The 17785-nt window shown below is 73.6% G+C and carries 18 protein-coding genes and 1 pseudogene; 8 read left to right on the forward strand and 11 right to left on the reverse strand.

Features of this window, described 5'->3' with window-relative positions; genetic code table 11:
• Positions 1-7 precede the first annotated feature (7 nt).
• The 8 genes and pseudogenes from IH26_RS0135045 to IH26_RS0135075 all read right to left on the reverse strand — a co-directional run bounded on the left by IH26_RS0135045 (position 8) and on the right by IH26_RS0135075 (position 4224).
• Complete coding sequence (locus IH26_RS0135045; protein WP_030440557.1) at positions 8-985, reverse strand: Acg family FMN-binding oxidoreductase; 978 nt, start codon at positions 983-985, stop codon at positions 8-10.
• A 48-nt stretch (positions 986-1033) separates the two neighbouring features.
• Entirely contained in the window at positions 1034-1234 is a 201-nt protein-coding gene (locus IH26_RS64735; RefSeq protein WP_051809084.1) for a hypothetical protein, read from the reverse strand.
• A 97-nt stretch (positions 1235-1331) separates the two neighbouring features.
• Complete coding sequence (locus IH26_RS61600) at positions 1332-1685, reverse strand: hypothetical protein (protein ID WP_169789867.1); 354 nt, start codon at positions 1683-1685, stop codon at positions 1332-1334.
• Positions 1686-1960: 275 nt separating this feature from the next.
• Positions 1961-2092: pseudogene (locus IH26_RS64740) on the reverse strand (universal stress protein); the annotation flags it as partial.
• A 74-nt stretch (positions 2093-2166) separates the two neighbouring features.
• Positions 2167-2508: a wax ester/triacylglycerol synthase domain-containing protein gene (locus IH26_RS0135060; RefSeq protein WP_030440559.1), complete on the reverse strand. Its 342-nt coding sequence runs from the start codon at positions 2506-2508 to the stop codon at positions 2167-2169.
• A gap of 3 nt (positions 2509-2511) precedes the next feature.
• A complete protein-coding gene (locus IH26_RS0135065; protein ID WP_030440560.1) occupies positions 2512-2940 on the reverse strand; it encodes a universal stress protein in 429 nt (142 codons plus the stop codon).
• A 13-nt stretch (positions 2941-2953) separates the two neighbouring features.
• Entirely contained in the window at positions 2954-3622 is a 669-nt protein-coding gene (locus IH26_RS0135070) for a CBS domain-containing protein (RefSeq protein ID WP_034216584.1), read from the reverse strand.
• A gap of 128 nt (positions 3623-3750) precedes the next feature.
• On the reverse strand, positions 3751-4224 hold the full coding sequence (locus IH26_RS0135075) for a nitroreductase/quinone reductase family protein (RefSeq protein ID WP_030440562.1): 474 nt from the start codon (positions 4222-4224) through the stop codon (positions 3751-3753).
• Between the two features lie 188 nt (positions 4225-4412).
• Here IH26_RS0135075 and IH26_RS0135080 point away from each other — a divergent pair, with 188 nt between their 5' ends.
• Positions 4413-5285, forward strand: coding sequence for a universal stress protein (locus IH26_RS0135080; RefSeq protein WP_030440563.1), 873 nt, complete (start codon positions 4413-4415; stop codon positions 5283-5285).
• A 154-nt stretch (positions 5286-5439) separates the two neighbouring features.
• On the opposite strand, the gene IH26_RS0135085 is transcribed toward IH26_RS0135080, so the two are convergent.
• Positions 5440-5694: an SHOCT domain-containing protein gene (locus tag IH26_RS0135085; RefSeq protein WP_030440564.1), complete on the reverse strand. Its 255-nt coding sequence runs from the start codon at positions 5692-5694 to the stop codon at positions 5440-5442.
• A gap of 390 nt (positions 5695-6084) precedes the next feature.
• On the opposite strand from IH26_RS0135085, the gene IH26_RS0135095 reads away from it, so the two are divergent.
• The 7 genes from IH26_RS0135095 (at position 6085) to IH26_RS0135125 (ending at position 16084) form a co-directional block, all read left to right on the forward strand.
• Positions 6085-7500: a ferredoxin reductase family protein gene (locus IH26_RS0135095; RefSeq protein WP_030440566.1), complete on the forward strand. Its 1416-nt coding sequence runs from the start codon at positions 6085-6087 to the stop codon at positions 7498-7500.
• Positions 7501-7518: 18 nt separating this feature from the next.
• Positions 7519-8040 carry an FMN-binding protein gene (locus IH26_RS0135100; protein ID WP_030440567.1) on the forward strand — a complete coding sequence of 174 codons (522 nt, stop codon included), beginning with the start codon at positions 7519-7521 and terminating at the stop codon, positions 8038-8040.
• 71 nt (positions 8041-8111) lie between these two features.
• Positions 8112-9986 (forward strand): lysophospholipid acyltransferase, encoded by a 1875-nt coding sequence (locus tag IH26_RS0135105; protein ID WP_211268809.1) that lies wholly within the window; start codon positions 8112-8114, stop codon positions 9984-9986.
• Positions 9983-11431, forward strand: coding sequence for an HAD-IB family hydrolase (locus IH26_RS0135110; RefSeq protein WP_051809090.1), 1449 nt, complete (start codon positions 9983-9985; stop codon positions 11429-11431). Before IH26_RS0135105 ends, IH26_RS0135110 begins: the two co-directional genes overlap by 4 nt.
• A complete protein-coding gene (locus IH26_RS0135115; protein WP_030440570.1) occupies positions 11428-12444 on the forward strand; it encodes an NAD(P)H-dependent glycerol-3-phosphate dehydrogenase in 1017 nt (338 codons plus the stop codon). Before IH26_RS0135110 ends, IH26_RS0135115 begins: the two co-directional genes overlap by 4 nt.
• Positions 12445-12482: 38 nt before the next feature.
• Positions 12483-13913 (forward strand): wax ester/triacylglycerol synthase domain-containing protein, encoded by a 1431-nt coding sequence (locus IH26_RS63380; RefSeq protein ID WP_245665788.1) that lies wholly within the window; start codon positions 12483-12485, stop codon positions 13911-13913.
• A complete protein-coding gene (locus IH26_RS0135125; protein ID WP_425394423.1) occupies positions 13838-16084 on the forward strand; it encodes a heavy metal translocating P-type ATPase in 2247 nt (748 codons plus the stop codon). The genes IH26_RS63380 and IH26_RS0135125 overlap by 76 nt, the downstream gene beginning before the upstream one ends.
• On the opposite strand, the gene IH26_RS0135130 is transcribed toward IH26_RS0135125, so the two are convergent.
• Together IH26_RS0135130 and IH26_RS0135135 are read right to left on the reverse strand one after the other, a co-directional pair.
• Complete coding sequence (locus tag IH26_RS0135130; RefSeq protein ID WP_030440573.1) at positions 16053-16301, reverse strand: hypothetical protein; 249 nt, start codon at positions 16299-16301, stop codon at positions 16053-16055. The two genes, IH26_RS0135125 and IH26_RS0135130, sit on opposite strands and share 32 nt — an antisense overlap.
• A gap of 67 nt (positions 16302-16368) precedes the next feature.
• Complete coding sequence (locus IH26_RS0135135; RefSeq protein WP_030440574.1) at positions 16369-17355, reverse strand: zinc-binding dehydrogenase; 987 nt, start codon at positions 17353-17355, stop codon at positions 16369-16371.
• Positions 17356-17785: the final 430 nt, after the last annotated feature.

The following is a 17785-nucleotide window of genomic DNA, read 5'->3' on the forward strand; positions in this document are numbered from 1 at the left end:
GGCTGGTCTACAGTGCCCGGCCCGGCAGCAGCACCTCGGCGACCGGCCGTCTCGGCGAGCGGCCCGCGATCTTGCCGTACCCGACCCGTAGGACCATCTGCGGGGCCAGGCCGGTCGCCGCGTCGGTGAGCAGGCCGCGCACCTCCGGCACCTCCACCGGCTGGCTGATCGGCGTGGTGGCCAGGTTCTGCCAGGTGGCGGTCAGCAACACCCGCTGCAGCGCCTGCCCGGCCCGCAACCAGTCCGACCGCTCGTCACCGGCGGTCCAGAGGATCAGGATCGTCGGGTACGGCTCGAACGGCTCCACCGGCCGTTTCAGGTCGGAGAACTCGCGGAAGTCGCGGACCGGCACCGCCTCGAGCGCGTCCCACGGCCCGACGGCCCACACCGGCACCCCGTCCGGCCGGGGCGAGTAGCCGGTCCAGCGGTCCAGCTCGGCGCGGTAGCCGGGCCGTTCCCGCAGCCGGCGGCCGGCCTCGAAGGCCATCGCGAGGATGCGTTCCCGCCCGGCCGGGCCGGCCACGGTGAGAACAGCGCCCTCCCGGCGGGCGGCGTCGACGAGATGATGCAGCACCTCGGCCGGCACCGGGGTGTGCGCGAACGGCCGGCGATTGGTGTGCCGGTGCGGGATCGCCTCGGCGAGCGCCTCCGCCGCCGGACCGACCGCGGTGGGCCGCCCGGCCACGACCCGGGCCACCAGGTCGGGCTCGTCCGGGCGGGGGAAGGTGGTCAGCTCGGCGTGGTAGCCGGCCCGCTGGACGGCCAGTCTCAGGGTGAAGACGGCGGCGCCCACGCTGATCAGCTGCTCGCGCCCGGCCGGGTCGATCACCTCCAGGTGGCGCGTACGGTCGGCGTACACCTCCACCGCCGGGCCCTCGATCCGGAACCGCCAGGGCTGGCTGTTGTGCAGCGACGGTGCTCTCGTGGCGAGGTGAACACAGTCGACGAGGACCTTTCGCGACGGCGGGACCGTTGTCGTTTTCATCGCTCCTCCTCACCGACGGTGCTCTGCCTCCACCACACCGCAAGGCGGTCACATCCGGCCAGGGCCGATGGTCCCGGTCAGCCGACGAGCGTCCGCACCGCGGCGTTCACGGGCCTGCGGGCGTACGTCGTACGCGGTGACCACGGCGCCGAGCCGGCGGGCGGTGCCGATCGCCTGCAGCCCGGCCACGCCGGCACCGAGAACCAGCACCGCGGCCGGTTTGACCGTCCCGGCGGCCGTGGTCAGCATCGGAAGAACCGGCCGTACGTGTCGGCCGCGATCGGCGCGGCCTGGTACCCGGCGACGTTGGCCCGCGAGGTGAGCGCGTCCATCGGCTGGGCCCGGCTCAGCGTGCGCGGCAGCAGGTCGAGGCTGTGCGCGATGACGCCCGCACCGGCCCACCGCGACCTGGTCGGGATGGCTCAGCGGGCGGCGCAGGGCGGGCGTCGCGCCGGGATCGGGCGGGGCCGACGCACAGCACGATGTGCGCCCGTTCGACCAGGTTCGCGCCCGGGACGACCTCGGCGCCGGCCGACTCACGATCCTCGTCGGAGAACCCGGCGGCGACGCCCGTGCCCTCCTCGACCAGCACGTGGATGCCCGCCGCCCCGAGCCGGGAGTTCGCCTCGGGAACCAGCGCCACCCGCCGCTTGCCGGGCCGGCGCTCGCGCACGGCACCGGCGATGACGGTCGTGACCATGGTGCCCACCTCCTTCTTCCGAGCAGAACCGGATCACCGAGCCCAGCAGCAGGCTCGCGAACCCGCCCCGGCCCCGGCTGCCGAGAACGATCAACTGTCCGTGCTCGGCCCCGGCCAGCAGCCGGGCCGCCGGATGCCCCGATCACCGGATCGCCCTCCACGTCGAGCTTCGGCGCCACGACCAGCGCCTCGTGGACGCCGTTGGCAGTGACGCCCTCGGCGTGCCGGCGAGCGTCGTCCAGGTAGACGTTGCTCGAGTCGTACCGGGCCTCGCGCCACTCCCAGTCGTAGACGTGCGTGACCCGTAGCGGCAGTCCCCGGCGCTGTGCTTCGCGCGCCGCCCACCTCACCGCCGCCTTGCTGCAGTCGGCGCCGTCGGCGCCGACGATGATGGGATTGACCTTCATGACCGCTCCTCTCACGCTCTCCTTCCAGCGTGCGGCCGGGCAGGGTGGCAGGTCCCATCAGGACGGGCCGATGGTCACGTGCTGAGGGCCATCAGGTGCGGGAGAGCGGCCTCGACCAGCGTCTGATCGTCGCCGAGCGCCGGGCAGCCGGCGGTCTCGAAATGCCGCCAGGGGTCGAACGCCTCGTCGTCGGCCCAGACCGGCGGCCCGCAGCCCGGCGGCGTCCGCACCAGCCGCTGCCGCAGCCGGGGCACTCGGGCGGCCCGGTCGCCGAGCAGCCGAGCACAGGCCGCCGCGGTCAGCGGCCGGTCGAGGCCCAGCACGACGCCGAGGTGCTCGGGGACCGGCCCGCGGTGGATCGCCAGGAAGGCGAGGTCGGCATCGTCCGCCCGCTCGATTCCGGGCGCGGCGTTCATGGCTCAGTACTTGCCGCGCACCACGAGCACCGGGCAGTGCGCGTGCTGGACGCAGAGCTGACTCACCGAGCCGAGCAGCGTGCCGGCGAAGCCGCCGCGCCCGCGGGAGCCGACCACCAGCAACGCGGCGTGCGCCGACTGGTCGATCAGCATCTGGGCGGGATGCCCGGGCAGCACCGTCTCCACCACCTCGACGTCCAGGGGCGGGTCGTAGCCGAGCGCCTCCCGGACCGACTCGCCGAGCAGCTTGCCGGCGGCATCGCCGAAGTCCTCGTGCGCCAGCACGCCCCAGCCGGTGTACGGCGTAACCTCCCAGGCGATGACGGGCCGCAGCCGCGCCTTGGTCAGGCGGGCCTGGTCGAGTGCCCAGCGCAGGGCGGCCTTCGACGACGGCGAGCCGTCGACACCGACCACCACATCCGTGTCAGCCATCTCGTCTCCCCTATCACGCCACGCCGAATGCGGGCCCGTACGGGTAGCGGTCGTCGACCTCGAAGGTCACCTCGTCGGTCACCCCGGCGACGCCGGCGACCCGCCGGGCCAGCCGGGCGGCCTCGTTCGCCGTGGACCACAGTTCGACCTTGCCGGTCAGCGTCACCGTGCCGTCCTCGACGCTCACGGTCACCGATCCGGCGTCCTCCCCGAGCCCGGCGGTGATGTCGGCGACGATGTCCTCGTCCGGGCGCAGGTGGACCTTCAACAGGTCGCCGCGGGTCACTATGCCGACCAGGCGGCCGAGATCGTCGACCACGGGCAGCCGTTTCACCCCTTCGGCATCCATCCGCCGGGCCGCCGCCACCAGCGAGGTGCCGTTGAGCACGGTGACCGCCGGGGCGCTCATCAGGTTCGCCGCGGTCCGGGCCAGCGCCTTGCCGCGTTCACCCCGACGACGCCGGCTCTCGAACATCCGCGGCGTCTCGTCCCCGGCGTACTCGATCTTGCGCAACAGGTCCGCCTCGCTGACCACACCGGAGACCCGCAGGAACGAGTCCACCACCGGCACGGCGCTGACGCGATGCTCGATGAGCGTGTCCACCACCGAGCGGTAGGAGGCGCCCTGATCCACCGAGACGACCTTGGTGGTCATCACATCGTCCACAGTCCAGTTCTTCATCACGTACCTCCCCTCACCGCCGACGCTAGGAGCGGGACGTACCGGACGGCAGGGCCATTGGGCCCTGACCGGGCCCTCGGCGCCGGGCGATGCTGGCCCTGAGGTCCCCGGGCGCCCTCGACCGTCTCTCAAGGCCGCGGCGTCACCCGGAACACCGGGTAGTCGGCGGCGATCCGCTCGAAGTCGGTCACCGGCGCGTGCCGGTCGACCGGCACGTGCGCCCGGGCGCCCGGCGCGATCTGCACGAAGCGGCGCAGGATCGGGGCGCGCTCGCCCGGCTCCACCTCCACCAGCCGGACCCGTTCCCGGCGCCGGTTGCGCAGCACGACGTCGCCGCCCGCGGCCCGGACGTTGGCCACCCAGTTCGCCTTCGCGCCGAGCATGGACACAAGGTAACGCTCGTCGCCGTACCGGGTCACGACCAGCGGGCAGGCCACCGTGTGCCCGGACCGGCGGCCGGTCACCTCCATGGTGACCCAGTTGTCCGGCGTCAGGAACCCGGCGCCGAACTGCAGCGCGGACACCCGGTTGAGCGCCCGCGCCAGCCGGCCCGGCCGCCCGCCCCGGTACATCCGGCGCCGCATCGCAGCACTAATGATCATGGAGAGCACCTCCTCCCCTCACCGTAGGAACGCGACGCCGGTCCAGGGCAGGGCCTAAAAACCCGACCGGCTCGCCGTCGGATGGCCACCGGCCCTACGGCGCCGGGATCGGGTCCTTCGCCTCTGACCCGGACGACCGCCGGCGGACACAGTGGCAAGTGGAGCCCAGCACGGGACGGAGGACCATCATGAAACCCCCAGCGATAGTCGTCGGCACCGCCGGCGTCGACTCCGGCAACCAGGCCGTGGCATGGGCGGCCCGCGAAGCCGAATCACGCCACCTACCGCTGCGCATCGTGCATGTTCTCGAGTGGAACACGGACGAGGCCCGGGAGGCGGACGGCAGCAGCTACGTCGAGCGGGTGTGGTCGTCGTCGACCGCGCTGACGTTCGCGGCGGCCCGCCACGCCCAGAGCATCGCCCCCGGTGTGGACGTCACGGCCGACACCTTGATCGGCCAACCCGGCGAGCTCCTGCCCGGCCTCGGCCGCGACGCCGCTCTGCTCGTCGTCGGGTACCACGGCGGCGGCGGGTTCGCCGGCCTCCGGCTCGGCTCGGTCGGTCAGCGCGTGGCCACGCACGCCGCCTGCCCGGTGGTGATCGTGCGAGGAGCGCCGAGGACGGGCGGCCCGGTCGTCGCCGGCGTGGACGACTCGCCCGCCGCCGATCAGGTGCTCGAAGCGGCGTTCATCGCCGCGGCCACGCGCGCGACATCCTTGGTCGTCGTCCGCTCGTACGCCCCCGCGATGCAGCTGTGGGTGGCAGGCGTGCGGCCCGCCGACGTCGCGACGCCGGAGCAGGACGCCGCCGCCGGAGCGGCCGTCGAGGAGCAACTGGCGCCGTGGCGGAGCAAGTTCCCGGAGGTTCCCGCCGAAGTCCGGTTGATCCACGACGCGATCTCCCCGGTGCTGACCGGTGCCTCGGCCGAGGCGCAACTGGTCGTGGTGGGCAGTCACGGCCGTGGTCCGATCCGTGGCGCCCTGCTCGGCTCCACCGGCCTGCACCTGCTGCGTCATGCCGAGTGCCCGGTGCTCGTCGCCCGTGGGCACAACGGATCGTGACGTACGCCATCGCCCGCCGCAGGAACCGCGCCGGCGCGAAGGTCACCCTGCTCGGCCCGGCGATCGGCGAGCCGCTGCCCGAGGCGGACGGCGTCGGCGCCCTGCCGCGCGTGAGAAAGGGCCGGGCGATACCCGCATCGCCCGGCCCGCGCGGTCACCGCGGCCCTCGGGCCTGCGCCAGCGCCGCTCGCTGCAGTTGATAGGTCTCGACATCGATCTCGCCCCGCGCGAACCGCCGGTCCAGCATGTCCTCCGGCGACTCCGGCGGCCGGCCGCCCCGGCCCGTCACGCCCGCGCCCGGCAGCAGCCACACCACCAGCAGAACGATCGCCGCGAGCAGCACCAGCCAGAACAGGCTCATGCCCAGCCAACCGGCCCAGCCCATGCCGCCGCCGTACCAGCCCATCATCGTCGTGCTCCCTCCCTCCGGCCCGGGCCGGCTGGCCCGGTCCCACACCTTCACGCTGCCCGGACGCGGCGGGCTCGGTCAGGGTCGGATGGCCCCTTGCCGGTCCTGAAGCAACCCGCGCCTGTGGGGCGAACGGCGACGGGTGGTGCACGATCACCCGGCCGCCGTGCTCGCCGCCCCGGAGGCGGGGCTGAAGGGCAGCCTGCGCAGCCCGCACCTGCTGCCCCGGCTGGCTCTGATCGACCCGCTGCTGCTCGCCGCCGCGCTTTCTTGGAGTTCTCCGATCCCCGGGTACCAGACTTGCGCTCCGGACGGCGTTGACAGACAGCGCACAGCCAACCCATAGGGATCTGACCTTTGACGCACAGCAGGATGACCGATGGTTATGGCATGACCGTCACGGCCCCCCGCCGCTCCTCCGCGCTACCGTCCCACCGGCCCCAGCGGTCCCCGCGTACGACGCCGCGCTGGTTCGCCGACCTCGGCGGCGTGGTGGCCGGCCTGACGATGCTGATCGTGACGGCCTTGTGGGTACGCAACGGCGGCGTCCAGCAGCTCGCCGGCGGCGGCTCCGACGCGGTCTCCGCGATCGGGCGGCTGACCGGGCTCTGGGCCTCCGACCTGCTGCTTCTGCAGGTGCTGCTGATGGCCCGGATCCCGCTCGCCGAGCGGGCCTTCGGGCAGGACCGGCTGGCCCGCTGGCACCGCTGGACCGGCTTCACCTCGTTCTGGCTGATGATCGCGCACATCGTGCTGATCACCCTGGGCTACGCCGGCGCCGCCCACGCGAACGCGTTCGCCGAGCTCTGGGACATGATCTGGACCTACCCCGGGATGCTGCTGGCCACCGCCGGCACGCTCGCGCTGGTCATGGTCGTGGTCACCTCGATCCGGGCGGCCCGCCGGAAGCTTCGCTACGAATCGTGGCACTTACTGCACCTTTACGCGTACGCCGGGGTCGGGCTAGCCCTGCCGCACCAGCTGTGGACCGGCACCGACTTCATCGGGTCGGCGGCCTCGACCGCCTACTGGTGGACGCTCTACGCCGTCTCGGCGGGCGCGGTCCTCGCGTACCGGATCGGCCTGCCGGTCTGGCGCAACCTGAGGCACCGCCTGATGGTCGAGCGGGTGGTCCCGGAAGGACCCGGACTGACGAGTGTCTACCTGGCCGGGCGCGATCTCGGGCGACTGCCGGTGCGCGCCGGGCAGTTCTTCCAGTGGCGCTTCCTCGACGGGCCGGGCTGGTCCCGCTCGCACCCCTATTCGCTGTCGGCCACCCCGCACGGCCGCGGGCTGCGGATCACGGTGAAGGACCTCGGCGACGGCAGCTCGCGGGTGGCCAGCCTCCGGCCCGGCACGAAGGTGCTGGTCGAGGGGCCGTACGGCAAGCTCACCGGCGAGACGTACGCCGGCGGCCCGGTCACCATGCTCGCCTGCGGCATCGGCGTCACCCCGCTGCTCGCCCTGCTCGGCGAGCTGCCGTACCGGCCGGGCGAGGCCACCCTGATCTACCGGGCCCGCGACGAGCGGGAGATTGCGTTCCGCGAGGAGCTGGAGTGGTTCGCCGCCTACCGTGGCGTCCGCGTCATCTACCTGCTAGGCCCGCGCGCCACCCGGCCGTCCTGGCTGCCCGCTCAGTACGCCGACCACACCGACGCCGGCGCGCTGCGGCAGCTCGTCCCCGGCATCGCCGGCTCACACGTCTACCTTTGCGGCCCCGAGGCCTGGACCGAGGCGGCCCAGAACGCCGCCCGCGAGGCCGGCGCCCGCCCGGAAGACATCCACACCGAACTGTTCGCCTGGTAAGGAAGAGGACCGACCCCGATGCGCCGGATCACCCTGTGGCTGTTCTCCACGATCGCCGCCCTTGTCCTGCTGTTCAGCTACCGCACCAGCACGAACAGCGCGGTCGGCACGGCGGTCGCCGCCACCGCCCCGGCCACCCAGCCGACCACCACCGGGGCCACCCCGACGCCGTCGGCCAGCTCGTCCTCGGCCGCCACCAAGTCGTCGTCCTCGCCCAAATCGACCGCGCCGGCGTCACCGACGGCCACCAAGACCTCGAGCACCAAGACCTACCCGGGCTCCACCGCCTCCACCCGCTGGGGCGACGTGCAGGTCACCATCACCGTCACCAACGGCAAGATCACCGACGTCCAGGTGCCTGTCTACCCCAACGGCAACGGCCGGGACCAGGAGATCAACGCGTACGCGCTGCCGATCCTGACCCAGGAGACCCTGCAGGCGCAGGGCGCGAACATCGACACCGTCTCCGGCGCCACCGTCACCAGCGACGGCTACCTGCAGTCGCTGCAGGCCGCCCTGGACGCCGCGCACCTCGGCTGATCGGGCTCCGGGACCCCCGCGCGAGGGACCAACGGCCCTGCCTGCCCGCCACCACGGCGGAGAAGTCTGGAGTGCGAACCCGCATCCGTACGCACCCCTGCGAGGCGGCGATGAGCCCGACCCTCAGCGAGCATCTGTCGATCCGCGCCGAAGCCCTCGCGGCCCGCCGCCGGGCGGACGCCCCGGAGGTGGTGATGCTGCTCGCCGACGACGATTTCGCCGGGCGGGTCGCGGAGCTGGCCGGATCACTGGGTCGCCCGGCCGGCGAGGTGCGCGGGGAGGTGGCCGGCTACCTGCGCGAGATGGGCGCCACCCGCACCAGGCGCGCCACCAGCGACTGGGCCCGCTTCAGCCGCTGGCTGACCCGCGCCCACGAGCTGATCATCGACCCGGAGCAGGCGCACCGGTTGCGGTCGCTCGATCGTACGCAATCGTTGTTGTTCCCCTTCTCGCACCGGTCCTATCTGGACGGTGTCACGGTGCCGGCGGCGATCTCGCAGAACGGCGTCGAGCCGCCGTTCGTGCTGGCCGGGGCGAACCTCGACGTTTTCCCGTTCAACCGCCTGCTGCGCCGTTCCGGGTACGTCTACATCCGGCGCTCGACCGCGGACAACCCGGTGTACCGGTTCGCGCTGCGCTGGTACGTCGCCCAGATGATCCGGAATCGGCGCAACCTGTGCTGGTCGATCGAGGGCGGCCGGACCCGCACCGGCAAGCTCCGCCCGCCGACGTACGGCCTGTTGCACTATGTGACCGAGGCGCTCGACGCGGACGCCGCCGCCAAGGCCCTGATCGTCCCGGTCTCGATCGTCTACGAGCAGCTGCACGAGGTGCCGCTGGTCACCACCGAGGCGCGCGGCATCGGCAAGCGTCCCGAGGACCTGCGCTGGCTGTGGAGCTTCGGGCGCTCCCAGCGGGAACGTTTCGGCCGGGCGTACGTGGAGTTCGGCGAGCCGATCCCGCTGCGCGACCGCCTCGCCGAGATGCGCGGCGACGACCCGTCGGTGCGCGCGGTCGAGCGGATCGCCCTGGAGACCTCCCACCGGATCAACCGGGCCACCCCGGTGACCACCACGGCCGTGGTCTGCCTGGCGCTGCTGGCCGCCGACCGGGCGCTCACCCTCGACGAGGTGCTGGCCACGGTCGCCCCGCTGGCCCGCTACCTGGCCCAGCGCGGTCGCCCGGTGGCCGGCGCGGCGAATCTAACCGACCGGGCCACCATCCATCGCGCGCTCGACGACCTGTCGCGCTCGGGGGTGCTGGCCGGCTTCGACGGCGGCACCGAGACGATCTGGTCGATCGCGCCCGGGCAGCACCTGGTGGCCGCGTTCTACCGGAACACCGCCGTGCACGTGCTGGTCGACCGGGCGATCGGCGAGCTGGGCCTGGTCGCCGCCATGGAGGACGGCGAGAACGGCCTGGCCACCGCGAACCGGGAGATCCTACGGCTGCGTGACCTGCTCAAGTTCGACTTCTTCGTCCCGTCCCGCCGGGAGTTCGCCCGCGAGATGGCCGCCGAGCTGGCGGTCGCCGACCCGCGGCAGGCCGGGGAGCTGCACGAGTTCGGCCCGGCCGACGCCCGGCGGTGGCTGACCGAGAGCGAACTGCTCGTCGCCCACCTGGTGCTGCGGCCGTTCCTGGAGGCGTACCTCGTGGTGGCCGACCGCTTGGCCGCCTGGCCCGACGACGAACCGTTCGACCCCGACGGCTTCCTCGAGGAGTGCCTGCGGCTCGGCCGGCAGTGGGCGATGCAGAAGCGGATCGCCAGCGAGGAGTCGGTGTCGCTGGAGCTGTTCAAACCGGCCCTGCGGCTGGCCGAGCACCGCGGCCTGCTGGCCGACGGCGCGGAGGTCGCCAAGCGGCGTGCGGACTTCCGGGACGAAATCCAGGCGACCGTACGCCGGGTGGCCGTCATCGCCGGTCTGCACCGCCGGGACCGGTCGTGAACGTCACCGCCGCCGAGGTCACCGCGGCGGTCCTGGCCGGCGACACCGGACCGCGGGTCGGCGCGTTCTTCGACCTCGACGGGACGCTGGTGCGGGGCTACACCGCCAACAGCGTCTATCTCGAACGGGTCCGCCGGGGCGAGGCCGGCCCGCTGGAGCTCGCCCGGATGATCGTCGCGGCCGTGGACGGCACCCTGCTCGGCGGCGATCCGGAGGCGATCGGCCGGATCGGCTTCGCGTCCCTGCGCGGCCGGACGCCCGGCGAGTTGGCCGCCGCCGGCGAGCGGCTGTTCGCGGAGAAGATCGCCGGCACGATGCGGCCCGAGGCCCGCGACCTCGTCCGGGCCCACCTGCGCGCCGGCCACACGGTGGTGGTCGCCTCCTCGGCGACCCGCTGGCAGATCGAGCCGGTCGCCCGCGACCTGGGCATCACGCACGTCGTCTGCACGGAACTGGAGGAGGCGGACGGCGTGCTGACCGGCCGCAGCAGCACCGGAATGCTCTGGGGCGAGCCGAAGGCCCGGGCCGTGCGAGCCTTCGCCCGCACCCACGGGATAGACCTCGAGCGCAGCTACGGCTACGCGAACGGGCCGGAGGACATCGCGTTCCTCGGTTCCGTCGGCCGCCCGTACGCCCTGAACCCGCACCCCACGCTCCGCCGCGCCGCCGCCGAGTTCGGCTGGCCCGAGCTCACCTTGCGCGAGCCGCGCTCCCCCGGGCTGCGCGCGTATCTGGGCACCCTCGCCGGCCTGGCCGGTGTCAATGCCGGGCTGGCCACCGGCGTAGGCTACGGCCTGCTCACCGGGGACCGGCGGCTGGGCGTCAACGCGGGCATCGGCTTGTCCGCCGACCTGGCGCTGGCCTTCACCGGCGTCAAGCTCCAGGTGGTGGGTGCCGAAAACCTGGAGAAGGTACGCCCGGCCGTCTTCGTCGCCAACCACCAGAGCACCCTGGACGTGCTCGTGCTGGGCGCGCTGCTGCGACACGACTTCACCGCCGTCACGAAGAAGGAGGCCCGCTTCGACCCCCGGATGGCGGTCATCGGGGCGGTGCTCGACCCGGCCTGGATCGACCGGTCCCATCTGGACAGCGCCAAGAAGAGCCTGGACGCGGTCGTACGCCGGCTGCGGGGTGGCGAGTCGATCCTGATCCTGCCGGAGGGCACCCGGATGCCGACGCCGACGCTGGGCCGGTTCAAGAAGGGCGCCTTCCACATCGCCCGGCAGGCCGGCGTGCCGATCGTGCCGATCGTCCTGCGCAACACCGGCGAGCTGGCTTGGCGCCGCTCCCTGTTCGTCAACCCGGGCACGGTCGAGGTCGCGGTGCTCGACCCGATCACCACCGGCGACTGGACCGACGGGGACCTCGACGAGCGGATCGCCGCGGTCCGGCAACGGTTCGCCGACACCCTCGAGCACTGGCCGGCGGAGGTGAGCGTGCGATGACCCTCCGCAGGCCGACGGTGGCGGTGCTCGGCGGTGGCACCTGGGGCACGACGGTGGCGTCGCTGGCGGCGAGATCGACCCGGACCGTGCTGTGGGTCCGCGATCCAGAGATCGCGCGGGCGGTCAACGCGACCCACCGCAACCCGCGCTACCTGGCCGGCTTCGACCTCGCCCCGGCCCTGCGGGCGACGGCCGTGGTGGCCGAGGCGGTGGCGGACGCCGACGTGCTGATCGCCGGGGCGCCGGCGCAACACCTGCGGGACGTCCTGAGGGCGGCCGCCGACCACGTCCGGCCGCTGATCCCGGTCGTGAGCATCGCGAAGGGCCTGGAACAGGGCTCGGGCAAACGGATGACCGAGGTGATCGCCGAGGTGCTGCCGGGCCACCCGGCCGGCGTGCTGTCCGGCCCCAACATCGCCCGCGAGGTGGTCCAGGGCTTCGCGGCCGCGGCCACCCTCGCGATGCCCGACCACCGCACCGCGCAGACCTTGCAGAGCATCTTCCACACCTCCCGCTTCCGCGTCTACACCAGCGAGGACGTCCTCGGGGTGGAGGTCGCGGGCGCGCTGAAGAACGTGTTCGCCATCGCCGTAGGCTTCGGTGACGGCCTGGGCGCGGGCGACAACACCCGGGCCATGGTGATCACCCGGTCGCTGCACGAGATGACCCGGCTCGGGGTGGCGCTGGGCGGTCACGCCGAGACGCTCGCCGGGCTGGCCGGGATGGGCGACCTGATCGTCACCTGCATCAGCCCGCACAGCCGCAACCGGCACGTCGGGTTCGAACTCGGCCGCGGCCGGCCGCTCGCCGAGATCCTCGGCGAGATGAACCAGGTGGCGGAGGGCGTTCACACCGCTGCCTCGGTGATGAAGCTCGCGGCCGAGCGGGGCATCGAGATACCGATCGCCCGCGACGTGGACGCCGTCCTCAACCACGGGCAGCCGGTCGAGGAGACGTACCGCGGGCTGTTGCGCGTGACGCCCGGCCACGAGGTGCACGGGGAGGCATGGTGACCACTCCTTTGCAGGACCGGACTCGTTCGCAGGACCGCATGAGCGAACTCGAGGCGCTGTTGTGGCGCAGCGAGCGGCCCGGGCAGACGTCGGCGACCGCGGTGCTCATGATGCTCGACACCGAGCCCGAGTGGGAGCGGCTGCGCGCCGCCCACGACCGGGCGACCCGGCGGATGCCACGGATGCGCGAGCGGGTGCTCGAGCCGGCCGTGCCGGTCGGGACGCCCGCCTGGATCCCCGACGACGGCTTCGACCTCGACCACCACCTGCGGCGGGTGCGCCGGCCGGCGCCGGCCGGCGAGGCCGGGTTGCTCGCCGTCGCGGAGGACGCCGCGACGACTCCGCTGGACCGCGACCGCCCGCTGTGGCAGGGCACGCTTGTCGCGGGCCTGCCGCACGGCCGGGCGGCGTACCTGCTGAGGATGCACCGCTCGCTGGCCGACGTACCGCTGCTGCCAGCACTGCTGACCCGCGGCCGGAAGCAAACCCCCGCCGTGCCGGTGGACTGTCCCGAGCCGGAGGCGAGCCGCCCGGGTCCGCGGGCGCTCGCGCTGGCCGATGTCACCCGGCAGGCGTTTGCGCTCCCGCTGACCACCGGCCGGCTGCTGGCGGCCGGGGCACGCGCGCTCACGCGTCCCGGGGCGGCGACCGAGGACGCGCTGCGCCTCGTGGTCTCGCTGCGCCGCGCCGTGTCCCGGCCGGTCGCCGGCTCACCGCTGTTCGCCGGCCGGGCCGGCACGTCGTGGCGGTTCGGCCTGCTCGAGTGCGCGCGCGACGACCTGCGGGCGGCGGCGGCCGCGGCCGGCGGCTCGGTGACCGACGCCTATCTCGCCGCGCTGCTCGGTGGGCTGCGGGCCTACCACGAGCGACACGGCATCGAGCCCGGCCTGGATGGACCCGACACCGGGGCGGATCGGGTGGTCGCCGAAGAGCAGCACCATCGGACCCACCGCAACCACGTACGCGGTGTGCCCCTGGTCGTTGGTGATCAATTTGCCGTATCCGTGGTAGATCGCGTCCACCTCGGCGAAGGACATGCCGACCCGCGCCCCGGCCGCGGTACGCACCGAGCCGGTGTCGGTCTCGGCCCGGCTTCGTCGCTGTCGTCGACATGTCGTCGTCCCGTGGTCCGGCGGCCGGACCCATCACCTCCAGCCCAGCGCGGCCGCCCGTCGCGGGACAGGGCCCAAGGACACGATCCCGGCGGGACAAAGGGGCTCTCCGAGCCGATGGTCCCGCCGTTCGGCACCGCGCGCGGGCCGGGCGACTCTCCCCCACCGGTCGGCCGTCGCCCGACCGTGGAGGGACGGGAGTTCGCGGCGCCTGAGGAGACGACATGCGCGGGTTGTGGCAGATACGGGAGCGGGCCCTGTTCGCGGCGACGACGCTGCTGTTGCTGGCCGGCCTGGCGCTGGCCGCGGCCGGCGCCGGCCCCGCGGCCCGCGGGGCGTGGGTCGCCGCGACGCTGATCGGGCTCGGGTACTCGACGGCGACACTGATCGCGGCGGCGCGCCGGCGCGAGGCGAGCGTGGACGTCATCGCGTGGCTGGCCCTCGCCGGCGCGCTCTGGGTGGACGAGCCGTTGGCCGGTGCGGTGATCGCGGTCATGCTGGCGAGCGGCGTCCTGCTGGAGGCACGGGCCCAGGCACGGGCGCGCCGGGAGCTGAGCGCGCTGGTGGCGAGGGCACCGCGGACCGCCCGGCGGGAGACCGGGAGCGGGCCGCTGGAGATCCCGGTCGCCGAGGTGGTGATCGGCGACCGGCTCGTGGTCGGGTCCGGCGAGATCGTGCCGGTGGACGGGCGGCTCCTCGGCCCGGCCGTGCTGGACGAATCGGCGCTGACCGGCGAACCGCTGCCGGTGGAGCGCCGTGCCGGTGAGGACGTCCGCAGCGGCGTGGTCAACGCCGGCTCCCCGGCCCGGCTGACGGCCACCGCGACGGCGGAGGCGTCGACGTACGCCGGCGTGGTCCGGCTGGTCGGGCAGGCGCAGGCACAGAGCGCTCCGTTCGTCCGGATCGCGGACCGGTTCGCCATCGCGTTCGTGCCGTTGACGCTGCTCCTGGCCGGCATCGCGGGGGCGGTCGCCGGGGACCCGGCACGGGCGGTCGCGGTGCTGGTGGTGGCCACACCCTGCCCGCTGCTGCTGGCCGCGCCCATCGCGATCATCTCGGGGATCTCCCGGGCGGCGCGCCGCGGCGTCATCGTCAAGGGCGGCGCCGCCCTGGAACGCCTGGCGGCGGGGCGGGTCCTGCTGTTCGACAAGACCGGCACGCTGACCGCCGGGCGCCCGGCGCTCACCGATGTCGTCACCCCCGCCGACGGCGAGTTGCCGGACGCAGAGGTCCTGCGCCTGGCGGCGAGCCTGGACCAGAGCTCCGCGCACGTACTGGCCGGCGCCATCGTGACCGCCGCCCGGGATCGCGGGCTGCACCTGTCGCCCCCGGCCGGCGTCCGCGAGCGCCACGGGTACGGCGTGGACGGCACCGTCGACGGCCACCGGGTGCGGCTGGGCAAGGCCTCGACGATGACCGCCGGCCCGGCCCCGGCGTGGGTGCGGCGGGCCCGGCGCCGGGCCGCCCTCGACGGATCCCTGGCGGTGTTCGCCACCGTCGACGAGGCACCCGCGGGCGTGCTGCTGCTGGCGGACCCGGTCCGGCCGCAGGCTCCCCGCATGGTGCGCGCGCTGCGCGGGGCGGGGATCACCCGGGTGGTGCTGGTGACCGGCGATCACGCCGATACGGCGGAGGCGGTCGGGCGCGTCGTCGGGGTCGACGCCGTGCACGCCGACCGGGATCCCGGCGACAAGCTCACCCTGGTCCGGGCCGAGCAGGACCGGGCGCCGACGATCATGGTCGGGGACGGCATCAACGACGCCCCGGCGCTGGCGGCGGCCGGCGTGGGCGTCGCGCTCGCCGCCCGCGGGGCCACCGCCTCGGCCGAGGCCGCGGACGTGGTGCTGACCGTCGACCGGATCGACGCGCTGGCCGACGCGATCCTCATCGCCCGGCGCAGCCGCACCGTCGCGCGGTGGGCCGTCACGGTCGGGATGGGACTGTCGGCCGCCGCCATGCTCGTGGCCGCGGCCGGCTACCTGCCGCCGGTCGCCGGCGCGCTGGTACAGGAAGGCATCGACGTGGCCGCCATCGCGATCGCGTTGACCGCACTGCTGCCCGGCCGCTCGCACACCGTGCGCCTGACCCTCGCCGACGTCGCCACCGCCCAGCGGCTGCACACGCAGCACCGGGAGGTGCTCCCGCTGGTCGAACGCGTGCGCACGGTCGCGGACGAGCTGAGCCAGCCGCCGTACGATCTGGGCCCGGCCCGCCGGCTGGCCGACGACCTGCAGGTCCGGCTGCTGGCGCACGAGCACGCCGAGGAGGCCGAGTTGCTGCCGATCGTGTCCCGGGCGCTCGGCGGCGCCGAGGCGACGAGCGGGTTCAGCCGCACGCACGCGGAGATCGAGCACCAGATCGGACGGCTGCACCGAATCCTGACGGACGATCCGGCCGAGCGGGCCGAGGCCGAGGACATCACGGACGTACGCCGCCTGCTGTACGGCCTCTACGCGATCCTGCGGCTGCACAACGCACAGGAGGAGGAAGGCGCCTTCAGCCTGGTCCCCGACGCGCCGGCACCGTGACGACGAGCGGATCCTGGGATTCGACGTCACCGGGCGTGCGGCAGTCGTTGTCATGCCCAGCGCTCACCACCATACCGAGGTGCCGGATGGAGGTAGCGGCGAAATCCTCGGTCATGCCGTTGAGGTTGGGCGCCACCGAACCGCCCGCGAACGGCAGGCGACGGTCGACGACCGCCGCGACGGGGACAGCGAGTCCTCGCGTCAGGATCCGGTCCACCGCGCCAGCTCGGTGGGTAGTGGCGGCGGCCGTCGCACCGATCCGCCCGCCGTCGCGTTGCCGCTGATCAACCGACCGTCAGCAGGAGCTTGCCGACGTTGGTGCGGTCGACCAGCCTGCGGTGCGCCGCGGCCGCGTCGGCCAGTGGGTAGCGTGCCGCCACGCGGGGTTGCAGTATGCCGGCTTCCGCGTCCTTGAACACCGCTGCCGCGGCCGCGGCGCGGGCCGCCCCGGAGGCGAGATAGTGGCTGGCGGCGACCCATTTCACCGTGGTGGACGCCGCGTCCCCCGGGTAGTTGATGCCGGACAGCCGTGCCACGTCCAACTGTCCGCCGGTGCCGCTGCTCTGCCCGTAGAGGACAAGCATGCCGAAGTCGGCGAGGAGGCGCAGGCTCGTGTCGAGGGTCTGCGCACCGCCCGCGTCGTAGACGACGTCGGCGCCTCGCCCGCCGGTAGCGGCGCGGACCGCCGCAACCAATTCGGGTCCCTGGCCGGCGATGACCGCGGCCGGCCCGGCGGTAGCCGCGTGTTCCCTCTTGGCCGGCGTGGAGACCACCGCAACGACCCGCGCGCCGGCCGCGGCCGCGAGCGCCGAGACGGCCCAGCCGGTGGCACCCGCGGCGGCGTGGACGACAACCGTCCGGTCTGGCCCGACCTGTGTCGCCACCCTGGTCAGCACGTGCGCCGTGGTGCCGCTCAGAGTGAGAGCCGCGGCGGTGTCCAGGGGCACCGCGTCGGGCAGTGCCACGACGAAGTCGCGCGGTGCGGCGGTCAACTCGGCGTACACCCCGGCCGTGTGCCCGAAGTGCACGACGCGCTGCCCGGCGGGCAGGCCTGGCACCCCGGCGACAACGGTGCCGGCGGCCTCGGTGCCCGGTACGAACGGAACTCGTGTCGGGTACGGCCGGCCGGCGGCGTGTTGCACGTCGACGTAGTTCACGCCGATGTACGCATTGCGGATCAGCACCTCGTCCGGGCCCGGCATCGGATCATCCCGTTCCACCGGGGTGAGCGCGTCCGGACCACCGTGGACGTGAACCTCGATCGCGCGCATCTGTGACCTCCGATACTGTCGAAGAAAAGGCCCGTCGGCCGCGCACCCATGCCACTCTCAGGCGATATGTCACGTCCAACGTGAGTCCGGGTATCGTGCCATGTGAAGTTCCACCCTTGAGCCGGACACCCTGAAACCAGACAGTGGTCTGGGGGAAGGATGTCCCGGTGCCCCGCCCTTCGAAGTACTCCGAGGATTTCCGTCGGGACGCGGTCGAGCTCGTGCGGTCTTCGGGCCGCACGCTGCGCGATGTCGGCCGTGAAGCCTATTTTGCCAAGGAGATGGGTCATTGACGGGCCGCTACCGGTTCATCTCCGAGCACCACGCCGTCTACGGCGTGACGCGGCTGTGCCGTGTTCTGGCGGTCCAGCGCAGGCAGGGCTACTACGAGTGGCTGGCCGCTGAACCGGCGAGGCAGGCCCGCCAGGAC

It is taken from the genome of Actinoplanes subtropicus (genome assembly GCF_000721705.1).
Taxonomy (GTDB): Bacteria; Actinomycetota; Actinomycetes; order Mycobacteriales; family Micromonosporaceae; genus Actinoplanes; species Actinoplanes subtropicus.